At 59.9% G+C, this 19,760-nt stretch carries 25 protein-coding genes; 9 read left to right on the forward strand and 16 right to left on the reverse strand.

The annotated features are described in order from the left end of the window. Positions 1–531 precede the first annotated feature (531 nt). Together P4U43_RS12290 and P4U43_RS12295 are read right to left on the reverse strand one after the other, a co-directional pair. On the reverse strand, positions 532–852 hold the full coding sequence (locus tag P4U43_RS12290) for a helix-turn-helix domain-containing protein (RefSeq protein ID WP_277358996.1): 321 nt from the start codon (positions 850–852) through the stop codon (positions 532–534). A 4-nt stretch (positions 853–856) separates the two neighbouring features. Continuing rightward, entirely contained in the window at positions 857–1,936 is a 1,080-nt protein-coding gene (locus P4U43_RS12295; RefSeq protein ID WP_277358997.1) for a tyrosine-type recombinase/integrase, read from the reverse strand. Positions 1,937–2,081: 145 nt separating this feature from the next. Here P4U43_RS12295 and P4U43_RS12300 point away from each other — a divergent pair, with 145 nt between their 5' ends. From P4U43_RS12300 to P4U43_RS12320, 4 genes are all read left to right on the forward strand, one after another. Continuing rightward, positions 2,082–2,261, forward strand: coding sequence for a hypothetical protein (locus P4U43_RS12300; RefSeq protein ID WP_277358998.1), 180 nt, complete (start codon positions 2,082–2,084; stop codon positions 2,259–2,261). Positions 2,262–2,352: 91 nt separating this feature from the next. Further along, positions 2,353–2,694 carry a hypothetical protein gene (locus P4U43_RS12305; protein ID WP_277358999.1) on the forward strand — a complete coding sequence of 114 codons (342 nt, stop codon included), beginning with the start codon at positions 2,353–2,355 and terminating at the stop codon, positions 2,692–2,694. Further along, complete coding sequence (locus P4U43_RS12310) at positions 2,691–2,948, forward strand: ParB family protein (protein ID WP_277359000.1); 258 nt, start codon at positions 2,691–2,693, stop codon at positions 2,946–2,948. Before P4U43_RS12305 ends, P4U43_RS12310 begins: the two co-directional genes overlap by 4 nt. Positions 2,949–3,316: 368 nt before the next feature. Continuing rightward, a complete protein-coding gene (locus tag P4U43_RS12320; protein WP_277359001.1) occupies positions 3,317–3,553 on the forward strand; it encodes a helix-turn-helix domain-containing protein in 237 nt (78 codons plus the stop codon). Here the strand turns inward: P4U43_RS12320 and P4U43_RS12325 are convergent. The 4 genes from P4U43_RS12325 to P4U43_RS12340 all read right to left on the reverse strand — a co-directional run bounded on the left by P4U43_RS12325 (position 3,550) and on the right by P4U43_RS12340 (position 8,544). Next, entirely contained in the window at positions 3,550–4,167 is a 618-nt protein-coding gene (locus P4U43_RS12325; RefSeq protein ID WP_277359002.1) for a hypothetical protein, read from the reverse strand. The two genes, P4U43_RS12320 and P4U43_RS12325, sit on opposite strands and share 4 nt — an antisense overlap. Beyond that, on the reverse strand, positions 4,164–6,218 hold the full coding sequence (locus P4U43_RS12330; RefSeq protein ID WP_277359003.1) for a site-specific integrase: 2,055 nt from the start codon (positions 6,216–6,218) through the stop codon (positions 4,164–4,166). The genes P4U43_RS12325 and P4U43_RS12330 overlap by 4 nt, the downstream gene beginning before the upstream one ends. A gap of 451 nt (positions 6,219–6,669) precedes the next feature. After that, complete coding sequence (locus P4U43_RS12335; RefSeq protein WP_277359004.1) at positions 6,670–7,797, reverse strand: tyrosine-type recombinase/integrase; 1,128 nt, start codon at positions 7,795–7,797, stop codon at positions 6,670–6,672. Positions 7,798–8,145: 348 nt separating this feature from the next. After that, positions 8,146–8,544, reverse strand: a complete 399-nt coding sequence (locus P4U43_RS12340; RefSeq protein WP_277359005.1) for a heavy metal-responsive transcriptional regulator — start codon at positions 8,542–8,544, stop codon at positions 8,146–8,148. 54 nt (positions 8,545–8,598) lie between these two features. Here P4U43_RS12340 and P4U43_RS12345 point away from each other — a divergent pair, with 54 nt between their 5' ends. The 3 genes from P4U43_RS12345 (at position 8,599) to P4U43_RS12355 (ending at position 10,621) form a co-directional block, all read left to right on the forward strand. Beyond that, positions 8,599–8,892: a thioredoxin family protein gene (locus P4U43_RS12345; protein WP_277359006.1), complete on the forward strand. Its 294-nt coding sequence runs from the start codon at positions 8,599–8,601 to the stop codon at positions 8,890–8,892. Between the two features lie 105 nt (positions 8,893–8,997). Beyond that, positions 8,998–10,350 (forward strand): dihydrolipoyl dehydrogenase family protein, encoded by a 1,353-nt coding sequence (locus P4U43_RS12350; protein WP_277359007.1) that lies wholly within the window; start codon positions 8,998–9,000, stop codon positions 10,348–10,350. A 91-nt stretch (positions 10,351–10,441) separates the two neighbouring features. After that, positions 10,442–10,621, forward strand: a complete 180-nt coding sequence (locus tag P4U43_RS12355) for a hypothetical protein (protein WP_277359008.1) — start codon at positions 10,442–10,444, stop codon at positions 10,619–10,621. 8 nt (positions 10,622–10,629) lie between these two features. On the opposite strand, the gene P4U43_RS12360 is transcribed toward P4U43_RS12355, so the two are convergent. Further along, positions 10,630–10,869 carry a hypothetical protein gene (locus P4U43_RS12360; RefSeq protein WP_277359009.1) on the reverse strand — a complete coding sequence of 80 codons (240 nt, stop codon included), beginning with the start codon at positions 10,867–10,869 and terminating at the stop codon, positions 10,630–10,632. Between the two features lie 260 nt (positions 10,870–11,129). On the opposite strand from P4U43_RS12360, the gene P4U43_RS12365 reads away from it, so the two are divergent. Both P4U43_RS12365 and P4U43_RS12370 read left to right on the forward strand, forming a co-directional pair. Beyond that, entirely contained in the window at positions 11,130–11,339 is a 210-nt protein-coding gene (locus P4U43_RS12365; RefSeq protein ID WP_277359010.1) for a hypothetical protein, read from the forward strand. Beyond that, the gene (locus tag P4U43_RS12370) at positions 11,305–12,231 is read left to right on the forward strand and encodes a DUF2599 domain-containing protein (RefSeq protein ID WP_277359011.1); all 927 of its coding nucleotides are present in this window, start codon (positions 11,305–11,307) and stop codon (positions 12,229–12,231) included. The genes P4U43_RS12365 and P4U43_RS12370 overlap by 35 nt, the downstream gene beginning before the upstream one ends. Positions 12,232–12,664: 433 nt before the next feature. On the opposite strand, the gene P4U43_RS12375 is transcribed toward P4U43_RS12370, so the two are convergent. From P4U43_RS12375 to P4U43_RS12415, 9 genes are all read right to left on the reverse strand, one after another. Then, positions 12,665–13,729 (reverse strand): hypothetical protein, encoded by a 1,065-nt coding sequence (locus tag P4U43_RS12375; RefSeq protein ID WP_277359012.1) that lies wholly within the window; start codon positions 13,727–13,729, stop codon positions 12,665–12,667. A gap of 271 nt (positions 13,730–14,000) precedes the next feature. Then, the gene (locus P4U43_RS12380; RefSeq protein WP_277359013.1) at positions 14,001–14,345 is read right to left on the reverse strand and encodes a helix-turn-helix domain-containing protein; all 345 of its coding nucleotides are present in this window, start codon (positions 14,343–14,345) and stop codon (positions 14,001–14,003) included. A 7-nt stretch (positions 14,346–14,352) separates the two neighbouring features. Further along, positions 14,353–15,459: a tyrosine-type recombinase/integrase gene (locus tag P4U43_RS12385; RefSeq protein WP_277359014.1), complete on the reverse strand. Its 1,107-nt coding sequence runs from the start codon at positions 15,457–15,459 to the stop codon at positions 14,353–14,355. A gap of 423 nt (positions 15,460–15,882) precedes the next feature. Next, positions 15,883–16,035, reverse strand: coding sequence for a hypothetical protein (locus tag P4U43_RS12390; protein WP_277359015.1), 153 nt, complete (start codon positions 16,033–16,035; stop codon positions 15,883–15,885). 130 nt (positions 16,036–16,165) lie between these two features. Then, positions 16,166–16,570, reverse strand: a complete 405-nt coding sequence (locus P4U43_RS12395; protein ID WP_277359016.1) for an SHOCT domain-containing protein — start codon at positions 16,568–16,570, stop codon at positions 16,166–16,168. Positions 16,571–16,735: 165 nt separating this feature from the next. Continuing rightward, positions 16,736–17,404 carry a DsbA family protein gene (locus tag P4U43_RS12400; RefSeq protein ID WP_056544890.1) on the reverse strand — a complete coding sequence of 223 codons (669 nt, stop codon included), beginning with the start codon at positions 17,402–17,404 and terminating at the stop codon, positions 16,736–16,738. Between the two features lie 91 nt (positions 17,405–17,495). Further along, entirely contained in the window at positions 17,496–18,146 is a 651-nt protein-coding gene (locus P4U43_RS12405; protein WP_056544887.1) for a cation diffusion facilitator family transporter, read from the reverse strand. Continuing rightward, positions 18,143–18,490 (reverse strand): ArsR/SmtB family transcription factor, encoded by a 348-nt coding sequence (locus P4U43_RS12410; RefSeq protein WP_056544884.1) that lies wholly within the window; start codon positions 18,488–18,490, stop codon positions 18,143–18,145. Before P4U43_RS12410 ends, P4U43_RS12405 begins: the two co-directional genes overlap by 4 nt. 43 nt (positions 18,491–18,533) lie before the next feature. Next, the gene (locus P4U43_RS12415; protein WP_056544881.1) at positions 18,534–19,646 is read right to left on the reverse strand and encodes a hypothetical protein; all 1,113 of its coding nucleotides are present in this window, start codon (positions 19,644–19,646) and stop codon (positions 18,534–18,536) included. Positions 19,647–19,760: the final 114 nt, after the last annotated feature.

Raw genomic sequence — 19,760 nt, forward strand, 5'->3', positions numbered from 1 at the left:
AGGTTGGTGCTGGGCTTGTGATGGGGGGCTTTGTGCGCTTCCGTCGGGTGCCGCGGTGCTGCCCCACTCTGGCATGTCGGAGATTCGCTAGGAACAGTTGCTGTCCGAACCGGTTGGCCTCTACCAAGCTGATCCCGCTTTTCCTACCTCCACTGGTAACGAATTGGCTCCGGCAGAGCCGACATGCCTGGTCGTCGTTGACGGCGACGTCCGCAGAGCAGATTCTGCAGCGCCCTTGGGGGTGCTTCTTTCGCCAGTGTCGGCACGCGTCGCAAAGCCATTGGTGGGTGCGTATCACGTCCCAAGCGTGGCAGTCCCTGCATGCAGCCACTGGTTGGGGTGCGCTGCGATGGCATCGGTCGCATAGGCCGGCGGAGTAGTAGCCGTCGGTGCGTCCGCAGCGCCGGCACGGAGGCGGGACGTAGGGGCCGCCGGGCATGCAGTCGTAGCAGAACTTCGTGCGCCGGGGTGCGCTCCATGCGACCGGCCGCTGGGCGCAGATCGTGCAGTTCGGTGGTGGATTGGATCCCCTCATGCGGGAGGAGTGGTTCGGTTGCGGCCGAGCCGGGGAACCATGGAAGGCACGGACCCGCCTGATGAAACTTGCGCCTTTTGCGGGCGTGCCGCGGCGATCTTCTCCGGCTCACGGATCAGCAGTTCCGTGGGCGAGCAGTTGAGTACGAAGCAGATGATGTCGAGGTCTTCGAGGCGGATGGTGGTCGGGGTCCCCGTCCAGAGACCGGACATTTTGCCAGCACTGATCTCCAGGCCGGCATCAGCGAGTTGGCGGCGCAGTTCGGTCGATTTCCAGATTCCGCGCTCGGCGGCGACCATCCGTAGATTCCAACGCATCGTGTCACTCTCCTGTCAGCCGGGCGGCCACTCGTTCGTTAGCGACCGCCCATGCGTGGTTAACGTGGTTCTCGTGGACATGGATATAGCGGGTTGTGGTCGACAGCCATTCGTGTCCGAGTAAACCCTGCACTGCTTTCAGGTCCAGGCCACGAGCGTAGAGGGACGATGCGCAGTAGTGGCGTAAGCCGTGTGGGCTCAGTCGCCCTTTCCAACCTGGCAGCCAACGTTCCACAGCCCCTGCCAGGCCGGCGCGCAGAGCATCATCGCCGGCCCGAGCACAGCCCCCTGTGTGCTGGTCGTGCCGCTCGCTGGGAAGCAGCGGGGCGTCAGGGTTCCGGTAGTCATCGCCGAATTGGTGACGCACGTCGGTGAACCACCAATCCAGCAGTGCATCGACGGAATTGATCGCGGGGACAAGCCTCGGTTTCGGGCCGCGGCCGCGGCTGCCCTTCCCGTAACGGATGTGGAGCTTGCCGTGGTCGCCGAGGTCCGGGCGCCAGTCCTTGACGTCGAGCATCACGGTCTCGTTGATCCGCAGTCCTGCCCGGCGCCAGAGGGACGCGGCGAGATAGTCACGTGCAGCGGGGAGGTACTTGCGTGCGGTGGGTAACGCATCACGCCACTGCCCGAAGAGAGCCTCAACTTCAGGGTCACTGGGCGGAACCCGAACGGCCGGTGAGGAGGAACTTGAAGGGCGGTTGAACTCGTCGATCGGCTGCGTGAGTGCATAACCGGTAAGGGCATGGACATCCCCTTGGTATCTGGCGATTAGGAAGTCGAAGAAACGGGCAAGGGTTCCTGCTTTACTTTCCCGTGTGCTCCGAGTGTTTCGTCGCTCTTGCCGCAGATAAGTCAGGAATCGATCGGCATCGGACGGCGAGGCCGTCCAGACCGGCTGCCCCAGGAAACGGGTGAACTCGAAAATCACCGACCGTTCCGTTCGCACGAACTGGTCAGTAAGCCCCGCACCTACCTGGGCCAGCGCGAACTGATCCACCAGCTCCTGCTCGAAATCCTCCTCGTCCTGTAAAGATTGCAGTGCCCGACTGAAACCGATGGAGCGGACGGTAGCAAGCGCCATCACGCACACCTGGGTTCGGTAATATTTAGCACTGATCATGAATATCACAAAGACTTCAGGAATCATGAAACTACGTCACAAATCGTTCCACCCATCAAAACCCGGACCTTCGCCAGATCCCGCGCGGAATGGAGGCCAGCTGCTCATGGATGAACCTGCGGGATTCCAAACAGCCAAAATCAACCGCACACAACGCAACAACGACCAGGGCGGGGGAGCGCCACGCAACCAAGGCGCACAACCCGACCCATGGGTCGCACCAGCCGGCGCCACCAGCAGCAGCGGATGGGGTAACGCACCCGAAGCAATCGACCCGCCCTTCTAAAACCGTTTCTGCCCAACGCTGGGGAGTGTCGGCGGCAGTGCAGCGTTACGCTGGTCGCCGGCACTCTAGCCGCAAGTGTAAGGATCACATGATGAGGGATACGCCCTACGCAGGCCCCAATGACACCAATGACTTCGACGAGCTCAGTCCGGACGAGGCCGCGAAGCTGCTCAACTCTTACCGGCTGCTGGGGGATTGCTTCGAGCTCTCCGATGATGCGGACATGATGGGCCGCGGATGGCTCATCGAGGACTGGCGGAGCCTGTTGGAGGGGCACCAGGAAAAACATGAACGGGCCGAACGGGAACTAAAGGCAGCGGTGAAACTCGCGCTCAATGAAGGAGGCGACTGGCATGAGATCGGGGAAGCTTTGAACCTCACGGCCAGCGAAGCCCGAGCCAGGTTTGAAGATCCCGCACAGAAGGATCAATGAGTAAGCGGAAGCCGGCCTCCTTCACCCCGTACTTCACCCAGGAAGACGCGGGCAGGGTCCGTGCCGCGTTCCTCGCTGCAGGGACAGGTGAAGGGTATGCGTCCGTGTCAGACTTAATCGAGAAAGCGGTCCTGAAAGAAGTTCGCCGGCTGCAGCGCAAGTACAACGGCGGTAAAGCCTGGGAACCGGTGCCGCCAGGTGCGCTCCGTACGGGCAGGCGGAACCTCGCCGAGGAGAGGCACCGGACTGAATAGGTTTCCTTTTCGCAGGGAAAACAAGAAAGAAACGGGGTCGGGAGCTGTGTGGTGCAGCCCCGGCCCCACCTTCATTGACGAGGACAACCATTGACTGAACACCAGGAAAGCCCACGTTTCCTCACCATCAAGGACGTCGCCGTGGAGCTCGCTACGAGTGAGTCCCAAGTGCGGGCGCTACTCAGCTGTGGGGACCTGCCGGCTATTCAGATTGGCGGCCGCGGTTATCTTAAGTTTCGCCCCGTGCCTGCCGAGTGATTGCGCTTCTGACCTGTGTAAATGGTTCGTAGTCGGTCGTTTGGTGATGTTGAGTATCGTGGGTTTCGATAGGGCCGTGTTGAGCATGTTTGTGACGAGGGAGGGGCACGATGGCGGAGAAGCGCTTCCTGACTCTGGCTGATGTTGGAGAAGTTCTGAACATCTCTTCTTCTCAGACTTATGCGATCGTTCGTTCTGGTGAACTGCCGGCGATTCAGGTGGGTGGCCGGGGTCAGTGGAGAGTCGAGGCTTCCAAGCTTGAGGAGTATATTTCGGATGCCTATGAGCGCACCGCTGCCTCGATCAAGGAGATGAACTTACAGGAAGCCGAGGAGACTAACTCCTAGACGGTTGACCTGAAAGATACGACAGATCCCCGTTGAGAGTTTTCCTTCACGAGCATCTGGTTGATTCTTCTGGCCGCCCGCAGCTCATCCTGAGCGTCTTCCAGATCGTCCCGCAAGAGACTATTGCGAGATTGGGAATCTTCAAGGTCCAGGCGGGCCCGTTCGAGGGACCGTTCAAGTAGCCCGATCCGGGTTTTGAGTTCACCTGTGGTTTCAAGTTCGAGCTGTGCACCGAGCTTGGTTTTCAGCGCTTTCTTCAGCTGGTCCCTTTCTGCGGTGGCTTTTGTGAGCCTGCCGTTGAGCAAGCTCATTTCATTGTGCAGGCCGTTGATGGTGGGCGCGGGTTTTCTCGCGGTGTCCTCTTTCGCGTGATTTTGGGCGGCAGCGCTGCGTACGGCGTCGAGGAGGTCGGGGACGTTATAGATCAACCAGGTGCTTACTCCAGCAGACCGGGCTATGCCCGCGGCCGTGATCGATTTTCCTGCTTGTGTGTGCGCTGCTATTGCCTTGAGCACTGCTTCACGCCGTCGTTGGTTGTCGGCTCTTTTGGCCGCGATGAGCCGTGCTGTACGTAGTGCAGACTTGCTCGATGTCTCGTTGTTGTGAGTTTTCATGCTTCTTTGGGCGTTAGTGGCAGGAGCTTCAGGGGGACGGCGGTAAGCGGGTCCTGGGCCGGGGCGGTGGAGAGAGCCTGTAGGAGTTCTGTCGCCCGGTCGATTTCGTTTTGCTCTGCTGGGGAGAGTCTGGTCTTGGTATCGGCGAGCAGCCGTCTGATTTTGCGGTAGGAGCTTATCTCGGCGGTAAGGCTCTCCAATACCCAGGTATCGGCGATGGGTCGGGCGAGTTCCAGGTCGGTTGTGAGCGCGACGATGTGAGCGTCGATCAAGGGCAGGTGGGATACGTTGGCGCGGAAGTAGGTGCATCCACCGCATTTACTGCGTGCCGGGCACGCCTGTCCGCCTGCTTTGACATTGGTCGGCTCGGTGCAGAGCCCCAGCGGTGTGGCTACCGATCCGCGAGCGTATGCGGGATAGCTGTGCGGGGGTTGGGCTGCGCCGTGGCGGTCGATGGTGGTGCGGTCGACGATGCGGATGGCGTCGGCTTTGCGTTGCCGGTTGATGCGGATGTATCCGGCGGAGGTTTCGAATCTTTTATGGTTCATTAGTTCCTGGATAACGTCCGGAGCGGTGTTGTTGTCGGAGAGCCTCTGGGCATAGGTGTGCCGCCATGAGTAGAGGCGCAGGCGGGAACGGTCGAAGGTTTCGGCAGCCCCGCCTGGGCCCTGGATGTGGTCGGGCAGGTTCTTGATGCGCTCGATCCACCGCCAATAGACGGTGTGGTACCCGCTGATCGTGATGGGTTTGCGTGCTGCTGGCCCGAATCCTGAGAGCGAAGGGAACATCAGGTCAGTTGCCCGTGGTTCTATGTCCGTGACTGCGTTGAGACGGTCAAGCCAGGCTGTGATGATGTTTGCCGTGGAGTGATGGATGGGTAGTTCCAGGCCGATGTCGCCGGTCTTCGGGGCGTCGTAGCGGATAAAAGGGCGCGCGTCATCGTAGTGCTGCAGTGCGTCGCGTTTGAGGCCGAGGATCTCAGAGGGACGCCGGCCCAGGTCGCGCAGCAGCTGATAAATGGTTTGATGCATGTGGTTATAAAGGTCGGCTGGACGACCATTGGTGTAAGGGTGATCTTCGGCGACGGTGAACAGGTGCAGGTTCTCGTCCAGCACCTTGATGACCTCGTCGGGAATGGATTTGTTGACGGTGCTGCGCTTCCGGCCGCTGGGGAGGGTATCGGTGGCGAGAAACCGGAACGCGGGGGCCAAGCACTGAAGGGCGTCCAGCTCTCGTCCTTCGTGCAGGAGCCGACGGAACCGGTGGAAATGTTCGTATCTGTATCGCTCGGGGCGAGGTGCCCCATCGTGGGTAGTTAGCGTCGAATAGGCTTGGAACACCGCTTTCGCGTCAGCCCTTCCCAACCGATCCGGGGTGGTTCCATAGGGGCGGCGCAGCAGTGCGTCCGAGGCGATGCTGCACGACCGGATCAGCTCGCGGATTGTATCGGCGGGGAGTTCGAAGACGGCGGCGTATTCCTTCACCGCTTCACGGAGCCATTGGATTCGGACGGGGCGGAAATCCAGGGTGCCTTTCGAGCAGATGGTGTCGCTGCCGGATTGTGTGCGAAGCATCAGGACCGCGGCGTCCCAGATGTCGTCCTTCCTCGCATCGGTGCCTGTGTGCTGGTACCGCCAGCGGGCCGACCACATCCGTGCGTAGTTCGTGAAACCCTTCTGCAACCGCTGATCCGTCGAGCTCGACAGCATGATCTGGTGAAGCTTCTCCATCGTTCGCGCCCCATGCTCCAAGGCGATGGTGATGCAGCGCCGAAGCACCCAGGGATCCAGCCGGTAGCCCTCCTGGTCACGCTGTTGCAGAGTCAGGAGGAACTCATGCCGAAGAATTGGTGGAAGATCGACCAGTGAGAATTCGGTGGGGGACCACTGCCGGCCGATGGGACGCGGGACGGCGATGAATTCCTCCAGAGAGATGCCTTGGCTTTTGAGCCGTTTCCATTGGAAACGGTGGCCGAGACACAGTGCCTTCTCAAAGCGCCATTCCTCGGTCCGGCATTCCGGCACCGCGCACTGCTGGCCACGTGGGAACACGCCCCGGGCTGTCGCTTGATACTTTTCCAGTGGGTAGTCACCGCCTGCGGTGGTGAGACGTTTCCGCCAGGCGTGATAGTGGTGGTAACACAGACCGTGGTGGCTCGATAATGCCTTGCAGGGCTGTCCGCTGACGGTGATGGTGCACCGTTCGGCGGCCTTTGAGGTCCGATCTGCCCCATGGTCTGCGCGGCGCCTGCCTTTCGTGCTGCTCCTGGCGGCCGACTTGCAGGGCACGCAGAGGGCTCCGTTGCCTCTGGCTAACCCGGGGCAGCCGGCAGCCCTGCACGGATAGGCGGCTGTGAGCGGGTTGGCGGGATCCGAGGTGAAATGCCAGTGCTTGCTGTCCCATTCGCTGGGCCGCCAGTTTCTGTTGATGCGTTGCCGCAGGAAGGCGAGGTACGTCCCCGGTTCCGTGCTGGGGGACTCTGTGAGTAGCAGGTGCCGGGACTCAGCTGCCATTGTTCTCGCTACTTCCGCCGGTGACCGATTCGACCGCTGTTCTCATCTCCTCCGCGGACGCGTGCAGATAGACCTGCGTCGAGTCCAGGCTTTTGTGGCCCAACAGTTCCTGGACCACATCGAGGGGATGTCCTGCCCGAACCCATCTGGTGGCGGCAGTGTGCCTGAGCTGGTGCGGGCGCACCCGCACCGTTGTCCTTCCTTCCCATCGCCTGAACATGGCATGAACGCTGGCATAGCGGAGCGGCTCATCGGGTGGGCTATTACGGGAGTAGAGGTTCACGAAGACGTAGTCGCTCGAGATCCCGCCGAGGAGCTGGTAGCGCTCATCCTGGTAGGCGGCGTACGCCTGTGTCACCTCATCTGTCACCGGGATACTGCGAGTGTCGGAAGATTTGGCCAGGGCGCCATTGCTATTGATTCTGGGGTGAATGTGGACATGCGGACCGCGTTCGAAGCACCCGGCATGGATCGATTCCGGCAAGAAGTGGAGGTCCTCCAGGCGCAGACCCAAGGCCTCTCCGACCCGTAACCCGCTGTGCAGCATCAGCCGCACCAACAGTGCATCGCGCGGGTTCGTCGCGCACGCCATCAATTGCAATTCCTCATCAGCGCTGATCGGCTGGGGGCGTTTCGTCAGTTCCCGCGATTTGAGCATCCGGCTCAGCCGCGGCATGCGATTGGGATCTCCGCTTCCGTCCTCTGGGTTCGCGGACCGCAGCCCAGCCTGGTCGAAGAACCTTCTATCGACGTCAACATCGCATAAGCCTTCGTGCACGCAGAACCTCAAGAACTGCAGGACCGCGACAAGATACACGTTCACAGTCTTTCCCGACCGGGAACGTTGGCCGGGAGCGGAAGTCTGCAGATGCAGTTTGTATCTGATCAAATCGAGCAGCGTCAGATTCCGCCAGTCCACACTTTTTGAAGCCGCCCACGTGAGGAAAACAGCCAACTTCGTCTGATAAGACCGTTGAGTGTTGATAGATCGGCCCGCCTGGCTCAACCACAGTGAGTAGAGCCTGCTCTCCTCAGGCACCGTGAAGTCCGCGTCAACGACGACGTAGACCCGTTCTCCCGTAGAAAGAGGGACTTCAACCGCGCTGAAAGTGGTCACGAGGCCTGACCCTACCTCGCAACCGATGGGCATCAATCCAACGCAAACATATCTAGTGGGCTAACTCCACCAAAGTCGATCCAAACGCGCCAGAAGCCACTCAGCGACAAGGTCGAAGCAACGTAACATTGAGCCGGTCATAGTCGCCTCGGGAGGCGAAGAGCGATCCATAATCCGCATCGTCGGCAGATGTAGGCGGCTCCATCCTCCACCGCGTGCAGCTTTGTCAGGGCTAGGTCACGTCCGCAGCATGAACAGGTTACGGTAGCTCCATCGGGCTTGCTGGCTGCGGTCATATGCCAGTTTAGGAGTGCGCACGCGGCCCCGGGACTGCCTGCTCTGGGGTGCTTACTTGGTGGTGAGGATGTGGCAGATCTCGGCGGGCCCGCAATCTGCTGGGTCCAGGGTGTGGCTGGTTTCGATGAGTTTCTTGAGTTCGCGTGCCAGGATGGCGAGTTCTTGTTGGCGTGCCCGGACCTCGGCAAGCTTCTGTTCGAGGACGAGTGATACGTGGGTGCAGGGCGTCTGTCCTGCATCGCGAAGGTTGAGGACCTGAGCGATTTCAGCCAGGGCAAGGCCTGCACTTTGCGCTGCGCGAATGAACCGTAAGCGGTCGATAGTTGCGCTCTCGTAGGTCCGGTAACCGTTAGCAGCCCGGCCAGGTGTGGGCAGCAGGCCCTCACGCTCGTAGAAGCGGATGGTCTGATTGTCCACGCCTGTGGCGGCAGAAACTTCCCCGATCAGCATGGTCCAATTCTAGCCTTGACCTTATATCTGACTGCAAGGTTTACCGTGGGGTGCATGGACATCACCTTGCAGTACTTTGATGGTTGCCCGAACTGGACGGTCGCAGACGAGCGGCTGCGCATCCTTGCTGAGGAGCGCCCCGACATCGTGCTCGGGTATCAGCTCATCGAGTCGGTGGAAGCCGCCGAACGGGTTGGGTTCCACGGGTCTCCTACCGTTCTCATCAACGGCGTCGACGCGTTTGGCGATGACTCCACGCCGGTCGGTCTAGCCTGCCGCAGGTATATGACCGATGACGGGCCGGCGGGCGCGCCGAGCCTGGCCCAGCTGAGGAGCGCCGTCGACTGACTGCCCGCTCTGTCCATTGCACGGCGAAGCCCACGATGGGCGGGCATCCACGCTTCACCCGTTGAGAGATCAACGTTCCCACTGACTCACGAAGGAGCTTCCTTGATGACTGATACCTATGACCTGCTGGTAATCGGGGCGGGAATGGCCGGGGTTGCCGCCGCGACGAAAACCTCGTCCAAGGGCTGGCGGGTCGGCATCGTCGACGCGCTTCCCTACGGGGGGACATGCGCCCTGCGCGGTTGTGATCCCAAGAAGATCCTGCGCCGCGGCGCCGAAGTAATCGACGCTGCCCGGCTCATGGGGGGCAAAGGCATCGACAGCAATGGGCTCTCCATTAACTGGGAAGACCTGATGAAGCATAAGCACGGCTTCACGGACCCCGTTCCACACAATATGGAAGAGGACCTCCGCGCTCATGGCGTGGAAACCCTGCATGGTCCGACAACCTTCACCGGGCCCACTCAGGTCGACATCGCAGACAAACCCTACGAGGCAGCCAAAATCCTGATAGCGACGGGGGCAGTGCCGCGTCCGCTTGACTTCCCAGGACACGAGCATCTGATCGATAGCAGCGACTTCCTGAACCTGGAGACACTTCCTCCCCGGATCGTGTTCCTCGGCGGCGGCTTCATCTCCTTCGAATTCGCTCATATCGCTGCCCGGGCAGGAAGCACGCCGATCATCCTCGATCGGGGAGCCAGACCCCTAAAGGCGTTCGACGCCGACCTCGTCGACGTCCTGGTCAAGCGCGGATCAGACGCGGGCGTCGACGTGCGGCCCCGCACCACCATCACGTCTATCACCAAGTCAAGCAGCGGATACACCATCCAGACCGACACCGCCGGCACCCCGGACTCGATCCAGGCGGACCTCATCGTCCATGGTGCCGGCAGAGTCGCTGAACTATCCAGGCTGGACCTGGACGCCGGTCAGGTGGCGCACGGCAGCCATGGTGTGGAGGTAGCCGGGCACCTGCAAAGCACCACGAACCCTGCCGTCTATGCTGCCGGGGACGCAGCGGACACCGCCGGACTACCGCTGACTCCCGTAGCGGTCATCGAGGCGAAGGTCGCCGCCTCGAACATGCTGAAATCCGCCACGACTGTGCCGGATTACGCTGCAACCCCAACGGCTGTCTTCACCGTCCCCGAACTCGTCCGGGTAGGCATGCTCGAGCACGAAGCTCAGAGCAATGGCTTGAACATCGACGTCCGCTATACCGACACCAGTGGCTGGTACTCGAACTACCGGATCGGTGAAACCGCCGGAGCCACCAAAATACTGGTCGACAAGGACACCGATCTCATCGTCGGTGCCCACCTCTTCGGACATGGCTACGCCGAGCTAGCGAACACCATCAGCGTCGCCATGAAACACGGCCTGACAACCCGGCAACTGAAATCAACCACCGCCGTCTACCCATCAACCGGCTCCGACCTGGGCTCCATACTCTAACTACCCCTGCCAAGAGACCAGCAACGGCGCGTTTGACCGGTTGAGAGAACCATCGTTACTCACTTGAACGGGAGGCACTGAGAATCGGGCGGTGAACCTGATCGATTCTCATGAAACGAGCACCATAAACTGCACTGAAGATAACCGAGGGCAATGGCGTATCGAACGCTCAAAACTCGAGGACTACATTGCCGACGCATACACCCGCACAGCGGCAGCACTGCAGCGCGGTGTCCAAGTCGGCGACGAAGAACAAGAGCAGGAAGGCTAGGAGTCGGTTTACTGTCTCTCCTCGGGAGAGCTGGGCCTGACGGCGTTGCGCCACACCCAGCCCTCCCGGTGGATCTTGATCGTGGGTTCGAAGAACCAGATCCGGATCGCCGTCTCTGTCCACGCGGTGGCTTGGGCTTGCACCAGGTACGCCTGGGAGGGGTAGCGGATCCACGCATACACACTCCGTGCCGGCTGGAACTCGTGGGCAGGATGGCGTCCGAGGTCGACCTCGGCCTCGGTGAGCATTATCGGCTCCTCGCGCATCACGAAACGCTCAATCCAATCATCCAGGAGCCGGTCGTAGTATGTCGGTAACGTGCGCAATTCGATTGTGCGGTGATCCTGGTTTGAAGCAATTGTTTGGCGGCCAGCCTCGTGGTTGGCATACCCGGCGTATGGCGCTTCTTACTACCCCTTTTTGAACGCTGGGAATGGGCTAGCTGGAGCTCCCATGGGCACGGGTATTGACGGGCCGATATCACAGCTTCGTAACGTAACGAGTTGGCATGAGCGAACGCTATATCCATCTGCAGCCCGCAGTGTTTGACTGGAATTGCGACGATCAGGACGAGCTGATCGCGTTCTTATATGGGGGTTCGAATGAAAGCCTTGCCAAGGCATGCTTTGATGGCGTCCGCGATAGCCGCCACGCTGCTACTTACCGGTTCTGGTTTCCCGTCAATGCAGTCAGCGAGCACGCAGAAAACGCTCAATGAACTAGCACCCGAAGTGCTCGAAGATGCGCTGTCGGTCGAGGAGCTGGTCCCACTCGAGGGAGGTGGGTTTATAACAGGCGTCAACCTCGAAGATGCTGCCGCTGGCGCGGAGGTGCACCTTCCACCAAGCACGGACATTCCTGCTGAGATCAGGTCCAATGGACACAAGATCGGGATCACAATGCCCAAACCGGGCAATCGGGCCAAAGCAACTATCGGGCCGAACAAAGAAATTCAGTACGACAACAGAGATGGCAGTATGACCACAGCCATCCCGAAGGAAGGTGGTTCGCTTCAGTTCATCAACACTCTTTCCCATGGAGATGCACCCACCGAGTATGTGTACAAGCTAGATCTCCCACCACAAGCGAAGATGTCGTTGACGCCTGAGGGTGGCGTACAGATAATCGGCTCAGATGGAGCATACCTTGGAGGTGCCACTGCTCCCTGGGCCAGGGATGTAGCGGGTAATCCAGTCGCTACCGAGTTCAAGATTCGCGGCAAGAACATCGTTCAAGAGGTGCACCACTCAAACCTCCCGGACAGTTCTTACCCGGTCGTCGCCGACCCCTGGTTTGGTATACACCTCTATTATCAGCCGTTCTACAGCTTCGTCTCGCAAGGTTACAAGGTGAACGTTACGCCGACGAGCTGGGGCCAGCAGAACCGGGCATTCGAAATGTGGTGGGCCCACCGGGATGAAGTGGTTAGTAAAATGGGAAACAACGCTTGGCGGTGGACCAATTCCATTCAGGAGCAGTTCTACTGTCACATCCATGGGTACCCAGCGTCCTTGCCTACCTACAATATGGAATCTTGGCGGCCGACGATCAACTGGTCCATATCCCTAGTGCAATATCGTTGTAATCCCTACGACGGCGCATGGTCCTAGCTAGGCAACTCAATGATGACCAGTGAAGGTTTGGAAGTATCGAAGATTCGACGCGATGTTGTTACGGCGGGTCTTCTTACCCTCGTGGCCGGTGTGGCAGTCGACGCAACCTTGTGGATGTCGTTAATGTCCCGGTATTTCTGGGTCGAAGACTCCGGCATCGATGAGAGTTCGCAAGCATTCAGACAGTTAGTCAGTATCAATCCCACGGAGCGAGGAATCCTATACTTCGGGCTTGCCTTCATGATACTTGGGATTGGGCTGATTCTCGCCCGAGGCGTGATCTCGAGAAAGTATGGAGCAGCGACTGATTAGGACGAGGTCGTGCGGTTCCCTACTCGTGGTCTTTGAGGCAAGCAGCACGGATTCCTGGTTCCGAGCCTGCTCACGAACGGCAAGCGTGGGAGGCGGGGCCTAGGAATTTCGGACAGGGCTATCGATAGGTTGGAGCGTCGCCGGTGAGCTTGTGCCAGTGAGCTGCCGTGGTGATGCTGATGCCGAGAATCCGTGCTGCGACTGCGGGCGGTACTTGAGTGATGATCGCCGCGCTTGACGCTTGGTGAGCCACGGCGGGCTCGACACCCAGTTTCTTGAGACGCGCGGCGAGACTTGATGCCAGTTGGTGATTGCCGTGTCGGTACCCGGGGAAGACCCACGTTTCATCATGAGCCGCGCCGCCGAAGCGACGTTTGTCTATCTTCCCGGCCAGGATAACGGCCACCCAAGCAGCTGCCGCTGCTGGAAGATCCAACCGGACTGAGCCAAGTTGAATGCTTGCAATTCCGTCGGTGATCGAGAGGTCAGCCAGTTGCAAGGCAACGATTCGATGCACCCGGATTCCGTAAACAACGTTGAGAAGGAGGGCCAACGCCATCCGTGGATCGTGGTTCTGGTCCGAGAGGGCCGATTGCAAGGCGCCTTCGTTCCCCGGTCCAAGGCTGCCTCCAATCCGAAAGGAGAGTCGTGGGTAGTCGGGCGGAGTAAGAAATCGATTGGTGCCGGTTTTAGCGCACCAGCGGATGAAGCCACGGACACGGAAGGCATCGCGTGGTGCGTTCACTGCCCACGCGTCTAAATGTCCCTGGGTTGCCGTCGATGCAGTCTGTTCGGCTGCGTTAAGGTGGCTTAGCAGCGAGAAAATGAGGCGGAGTTCGCGCTTGTCGTTCGCTGCCTGGGTGTTGGTTGTCGGCCCTTTCCTTGGCCGTCGCTGTTGACACCAACGGACAAACTGTTGAAGGGCAAGTTGATCGGCTGAATGCGGTATCGCTGCGATCTGGTCAGTGGTCCACTTCTGGAGGCGGTGCAGATACTCGTCCCGTTCCGGTAAAGCGCCCAATTCGACTAGGAGTGAGCGGACCTGATTAACGGACCGCGCAGCTCCCATCTGGTCGAGATCTTCGTGTCGGGCGGTATCTGGAAGCGACACGACGGTGCTGAGCACCCTCCAGGTCTTCTTGCTCTTGATGAGTTGCAGCAGGTAATGCCCGTCGGCTGCCATGAGGTGATTGCGGACTGGGAGCAGCTCGGGGCGCCGAAGGAGTACGATCTCAGAGAACAGTTCGTTGATCGCGTCTGTGGCTCGGCACCGTTTGCAAAGACCCGGCCGGTTCAAGTGGTCCAGTTCGTTGCACCGCAAGCACCTGCGGCGTGTTACAGGTGAATTTTTCCAGCAGTGTTCGCAATACCTACCGCTGGGCAGGATCAGAGCAGTGCGGCCAGGGTGGCCGCACGTCGTCGAGGAACTTTCCGAAGGTGCATGAATCACCGGGCTACTCAGTTATGCGTGCTGGTCGAGGGCGCAGCGCGCGGGAGCGGATCACAGCAGACGCGGGATCTGCCTTGCCCTGTTCACCGACGGCCTTATCCTTCTGGGCTTGACCGAGGTCTACCTTCACAACGAGATCATCGGCACTGCAGCCAAGAATATCGGTCAGGGCCATCAGCACGTGAAGATTCAAACGCTCCGGTCGCTCAGCGACGAGCCGATACACCTGGCTGGCAGACAAGTGGACACCTCGTTCCTCGAGGAGCGGGATGAGCTTTGTGGTGCTGAACATTCCAGCTGCCGCCAACTGCTCTCGCAGGCGCCATTCGTATCCGATGATCTTGCCCATCTTGTCCTCATTTCAGCGTGGCGAACGTTGGGATCTTGGTGAGAGCTTCGTTCAGGATGTGGTTCGCGAAGTCTTCAGAGACGTGCGTATAAATCCCGGTTGTCGATTGGTATGCGTGACCGAGCTGTCGTTGGATGAACAACGGATCATGACCGTCCTCGGTAAGGTGCGTCGCGTAGCTGTGCCTCAGGCAGTGCGGTGAAAGTTGCCGATCCAATCCGAGTTCGTCCCGGTAGAGCGCGAAGCGGTCACTCAGCGATCGTGCGCTGAGTCGGCCGGAACGCTCCGAGAACCACATTGCCGTACTCGAACCGGCGCGCATCAGCGGCAATACATTCTCAACGTAGTCACGCAGCGAGTCCACCGCCCAAGGCATCACTGTTGTCACCGTCCGGGGCTTCGGGGGTGACCCTCTGGAAGCCTTTCCATACCGGATCCGGACGAAGCCATAGTCCCCGAAGGCGCTCACTTTTGGGTTGCGGTACATGTCGGTCACATCAAGTCGCACGGCCTCATTTGCCCTCAAACCCCACGCGTACACAACTTTCAGCAGTGTCGCATCACGGTACGCGGCGGCGGCTCCTTTGCGGCCGGCCGACAAGCGCAGCTGGACCTCCTCGTCTGCCCGATCAAAAAGTAGCTGCAGCTCCGGGCGTGTCAGTGGTCGTCGATGCGGATCTCCCTCGTATTCCTGCACATGGGGGCGAGTGTTCCACTCATGGCAAATCTGCACCGGATGCGTTCCGAAGCGCTCCTCACACTGCTGGACCCACCCATAATGGGGTGAACAGATGAAATCGCAGAACTGCCGGATGGCGATCTGGTATCCACGAATCGTCGCCGCCGTCAATTTACGGATCGAGACCAAGTCGGTCATCCACTCATCGAATACGGCGGCCGTCCACTCCCACGGCCAGACGCCTGAGTGTGCCTGGAACCGACGCACCATCAGCAGACGGTCCTCAACAGTCTTCTTCTGAAGACGACGCCCGCCAGATTGCTGGGCATGCCAACCATCCAGCATTGCCTCGAAAACAGATGAGTCTTCCTTAATGAAGGCGACACCCTCCACCAAGTGCACCGCGGAAAGCCCGAACGGGTGCCCTACGCCCACCCCTAACCTTCCCATCCAATGCCCATATCATGCATTAGATGCGAGTCCGATGCGGTAAGTCAAGTCAGGAATCTTCGAAGAGGGAGGAGGTTGACGGTATTCGACGCCCTTATGGATCAAGAGACTTGCATCTGATGCATTTCCGCAGGGTTGGCGCGGTATCTTTTGCTCTCGCCGATCGCCGCCACCTCCCTTCCGACTGGCAGTGCGGGCACGCTCAGGTCGAACATCCCAGCACCTCACGAGTGCGGTCGATAGGCTGAACAACAGCAACACCGATTCCCTCAATTGGTGGTAGCGATAGAGGACTTTTCCTCCCGGTGCCGGTTTTCCGTACGTTTCCCCCATTCGTACGGCGCCGGCACTGGTCGTTTAACCCCTTCGAGGGAATGGCTTAAATTAGAACACGAGTTCGAATGATAGTCATGTGCGGTCGGTGCGCAGAGCGATCAGTTGGGCACCGTCCGGAATTAGGGCATCCAGGGCCGCCCGGGCTTCGTCGTAGGTTGCGCCAGTAGCGGTGAGATGGCTGGTTTCTGCTGCTTCCGCGTCGCGGATCGTGCCTGTGAGTTCCATTCTTGCCACCGTACCGCCCAGTATCAGAGGCCACGGACAAGGTGCTGGGGGAGCGCGACATTGTTTGGAGCCAACTCGGGACGGGCACCTGGCGGAGTCCGTTATTCGGAGGCGGAAACGCGCTCCTGGGCTACTTGCTGTCGAGGGTGCGGCGTTTGGCGACGGTAAATTCCTCGTCCGAAAGCTCACCACTCCTATGGAGTTCTGAAAGGAGAGCTAGTTCCGCTGCTAAGGACTTCCTGCCCGTTATCTTGCCGAACACCACTTGGCGCTCCCTGGTGTTTTCATTCCTCGCCGGTTTCAGCTTACGAGCGCGGGCGGAGGAGCTGACGGCGTAGGCGACTAGCAAGGTGATCGCGAGGGCTCCGAGAGTAATGCCCAATGGGATGCGGAACGGCTCAGTGGCGTTTATCAAAACAGTAAGGACTGTCACCGCAACGACTGCGCATAACCCAACTATCCGCAGCGTAGTTCGGCTGATGCCGAACTGAAATGTGTATCCCTCGGCCTCGGCCGGAACCAAGTTGTCGTTCATCTCCCGAGAATAACCCCGCGTAGGCTGCTTGAACATCCTGTGGAACGGGAGGATGTTAGCGGGGTTGGAGGTTCGGTGGGAGTTCGACGTCGGTAGGGTCGAGCTCCGGACGGACACCTGGCGGGATCCGGTATTCGAAGCCGTAGGTATTCTCTCGCCGTCCTGCTATTTGGAGACCGCGTCGGCGACGAGTTGTTCGAACTCTTCGAGGGTGGCCGGTTCGATTAGTTCCCCGTCGAGGAAGAAGGTTGGGGTGCCACTGACACCGAGACCGATGCCGTCGTTTTTGTCTTTTTCGATGCGATCGGCTGTGGCTGGATCTGCGATGGCCGCGTCATAGGCCACCATGTCTAGCCCCAACTCTTCTGCATAGCCGCGGAAGGTGTCGGCTTGGGATTCCTCGTTGTGTGACCAGTCGGTCTGGGTGTCAAACATCCGGTGGTACATGCTCTCGAATTCGCCCTGCTGTGCTGCGGCTTCCACCGCGAGGGCGGCCGTCACGGAGTTCGGATGTCCCGGGAGGGGGAAGTAACGGGTCACGATGGTCAGTTCGTTCCCGTATTTCACGCTCAGGTCCTCGATGAAAGGCTTGGCGGCCAGGCATGATTCGCATTCGAAATCGAGGAATTCGACTAGGACGGCCTTCTCATTGGTTGCGGTGGACAGACGGTGGCTGTCCGGGCGTACTATCTGCGCCGTGCCTGCCAGTGCAGTCTGGTTCGCGGTGCTTCTGATGTTCGCTGTCACCACGATGGCGATGACGGCCAGTACTGCGGCCAGTAGCAGTCCGATCGCGATCTTGTTGGGTGTGCTCAGCGCGGGGCGGGATGCCATGGGATGGATGTTCCTTTTTTGGCGGTACACGTCGTGCAGGGGTGATCAATCTGGATAGGACATGGACGGAGCCCCAGGATCCAGAAGGAGGTCAGTCGTCATCGTCATCGTCGTCTTCGACGAGTTCGCCTTCCCACGCTTCCTTGCCCTCCCAGATAGCGAAGGCGGCGATGATGAAGCCGGCCACTGGGTCAAGCCAGGTGGCGCCGGTGAGCATGTAGAGGCCCACGCCGAGCAGAGTGGAGATGCTCAGCAGGACGCAGATCTTCGTTTCTGCGGCGTCCGCGAGGATTAGGTTGTCCCCGAGTGCAGTGCCGACTCGCTTTTTCATGACTGCCAGGACAGGCATGATCAACAGGGACAGCACCAGGATGACGATGCTGATCGGGGAGTTCTCCGGTGTTTCGGCTTCGATGAGGCTGCGGATGCCCTCGAACGTCACGTAGGCGGCGAGGATGAAGAATGTCACCGCGACGAGTTTGAGGGCGATCCGTTCCTTGCGTTCATCCGCGTGGCCGTGGCGAAGGCGTGCCGCTAAGCGGATTCCGACGAGAATGGCGGCGATGGATTCGATGCCTGAATCGATGCCGAAACCGACGACGGACACCAGCCCGGCCATCAACCCTACGGTGATCGCGGCCGCGCCTTCCAAGACGTTATAGGCCACGGTGAACTGAGCCAGGCGCAGGCCTTTGCGGGTCAGCTGTTCGATCTTCTGCTCCGAGAGTGTTTCGGTGCTCATCGGGCCTCCTCGGGGTTTCCGTAGTTCGGGCAAAGCGCCACCTTGTTGCCAGTGGCCGTTAGCAGCGCCTCGGCCGCGACCAACGTGTCCATCAGTTCGGGCCGACTCAGCGAGTAATACGTCTGCCGTCCCTCGTTGCGTCCCTCGACCAGGCCGCAGTCACGTAGGCAAGCCATGTGCGCTGACACAGTCGATTGGGCGAGACCCAGATCCCCGACGAGGTCCCGTACCCGTTGCTCGCCCAGCATGAGCCGCCGGATAATCGCCAGCCGCGTTTGGTCCGCCAAGGAATGGAACAGGGCTACGGCAGGACGAACGTCCTCGCCGGTCTCTATGATCGTCACTAGGCGATCATATCGCTGTTGACCGATTATTTGGATTCGTGTTTCATCCAAGCTCGCCCGCGTATGGATTGCGGATCCTCTGGTCGTGAGTTCGGCGTTCGCGCTGTCGTAGCGCTGAGATGTAGCCCTGCCAGTCTCGGCCGGCGCGCCTGGTCCATTTCACGGAGGCAGCGATACTGATTCCGAACAGGTCGCTGATGACCGGTGCGGGAAGGTCAGCAGCCAGGGAGATTAGGGCTGTATTGCGGGCAGGACGCACCCGCAGTTGGTGTTTTCTCATTCTGGTGGCCAGACCCGTGTACGTGATGTGGCCGGAGGAGCCCCTTCCTGGGAAAAGCCACGATGGTCCTTCGGGGTTTGCGGTGATAAGCGATCTGCCTCGCGTGGCGGGGGTGGCCGGTAGCCGGTCAAGAATGAGCCCGAGCGCCGGAGGTACGAGGATGAACGGACCGCCGACGTGAACCGAAAAGCCCTCTATGGTTTTTCCTGGCCTGGTTTTGTCCCCGTGGAGGTGGTCGGTGGTGAGCCGCATGACTTGCGCCAATTGCAGACCATAAAGCAGCACGAGCGCACCAGCTGCGCGCACATCATCGGGGATCGAGTCGTCGGTGAGGCAGCGTGATAACTCAGCCCAGCGCTGCTGCTCGGTCATCCCTGCAGCGGGTTCACGGTCGGGTGATCCGGTCGTTGTCAGCCGCGGTGCCAGATGGTGGCGTGAGGCCCAGCGCAGGAAATCGGAAACCGCTCGGGCGTCCTTCTTTGGGTCAGCGAGCCAAGTGTCAACGGTTCGCTGGTCTAATGCGTCAAGGGGAATGCCGTTGTCTGCCAGCCAGGACAGGAAGCCAATGACCTGATCCAAGCGATTCCAGATAGCGCGGAAGGAGTTGTAGGTGAATTTGCCTGTCCGTTCGAATCGTTGCCGTGATCGCCGCAGTAGCCACCAGGAGCCGTAGGTGTGAACGAGTTGGTGCATCTCGGTTGGAAGGGGAGCAACCTTTTTCGCCAGTAAGGCATCCAGGCGTGCGATGGGTTCATGTCGTTCCGGTAGGGCGCCCAAGTCGACGAGGCTTCGCCGCAAAGACCAGACCTCCCTCTCATCGAAAGTGTCGAGGGCTGCATGATCAACGGCGATGTTCTGGCCGAGCAGCTCCTTCACAACCCGCGCGCCTCCTCGAGGATTGGAAAGCCATTTGATCACCGACCGGGGTCGCCGACTAGTGCTGAGCGCTTCTATGAGAATCGCTGCCGGATCTGCGGGACTTGTGTTGCT

The organism is Arthrobacter vasquezii (assembly GCF_029455255.1).
In the GTDB taxonomy this organism is placed as follows: Bacteria; Actinomycetota; Actinomycetes; order Actinomycetales; family Micrococcaceae; genus Arthrobacter_D; species Arthrobacter_D parietis.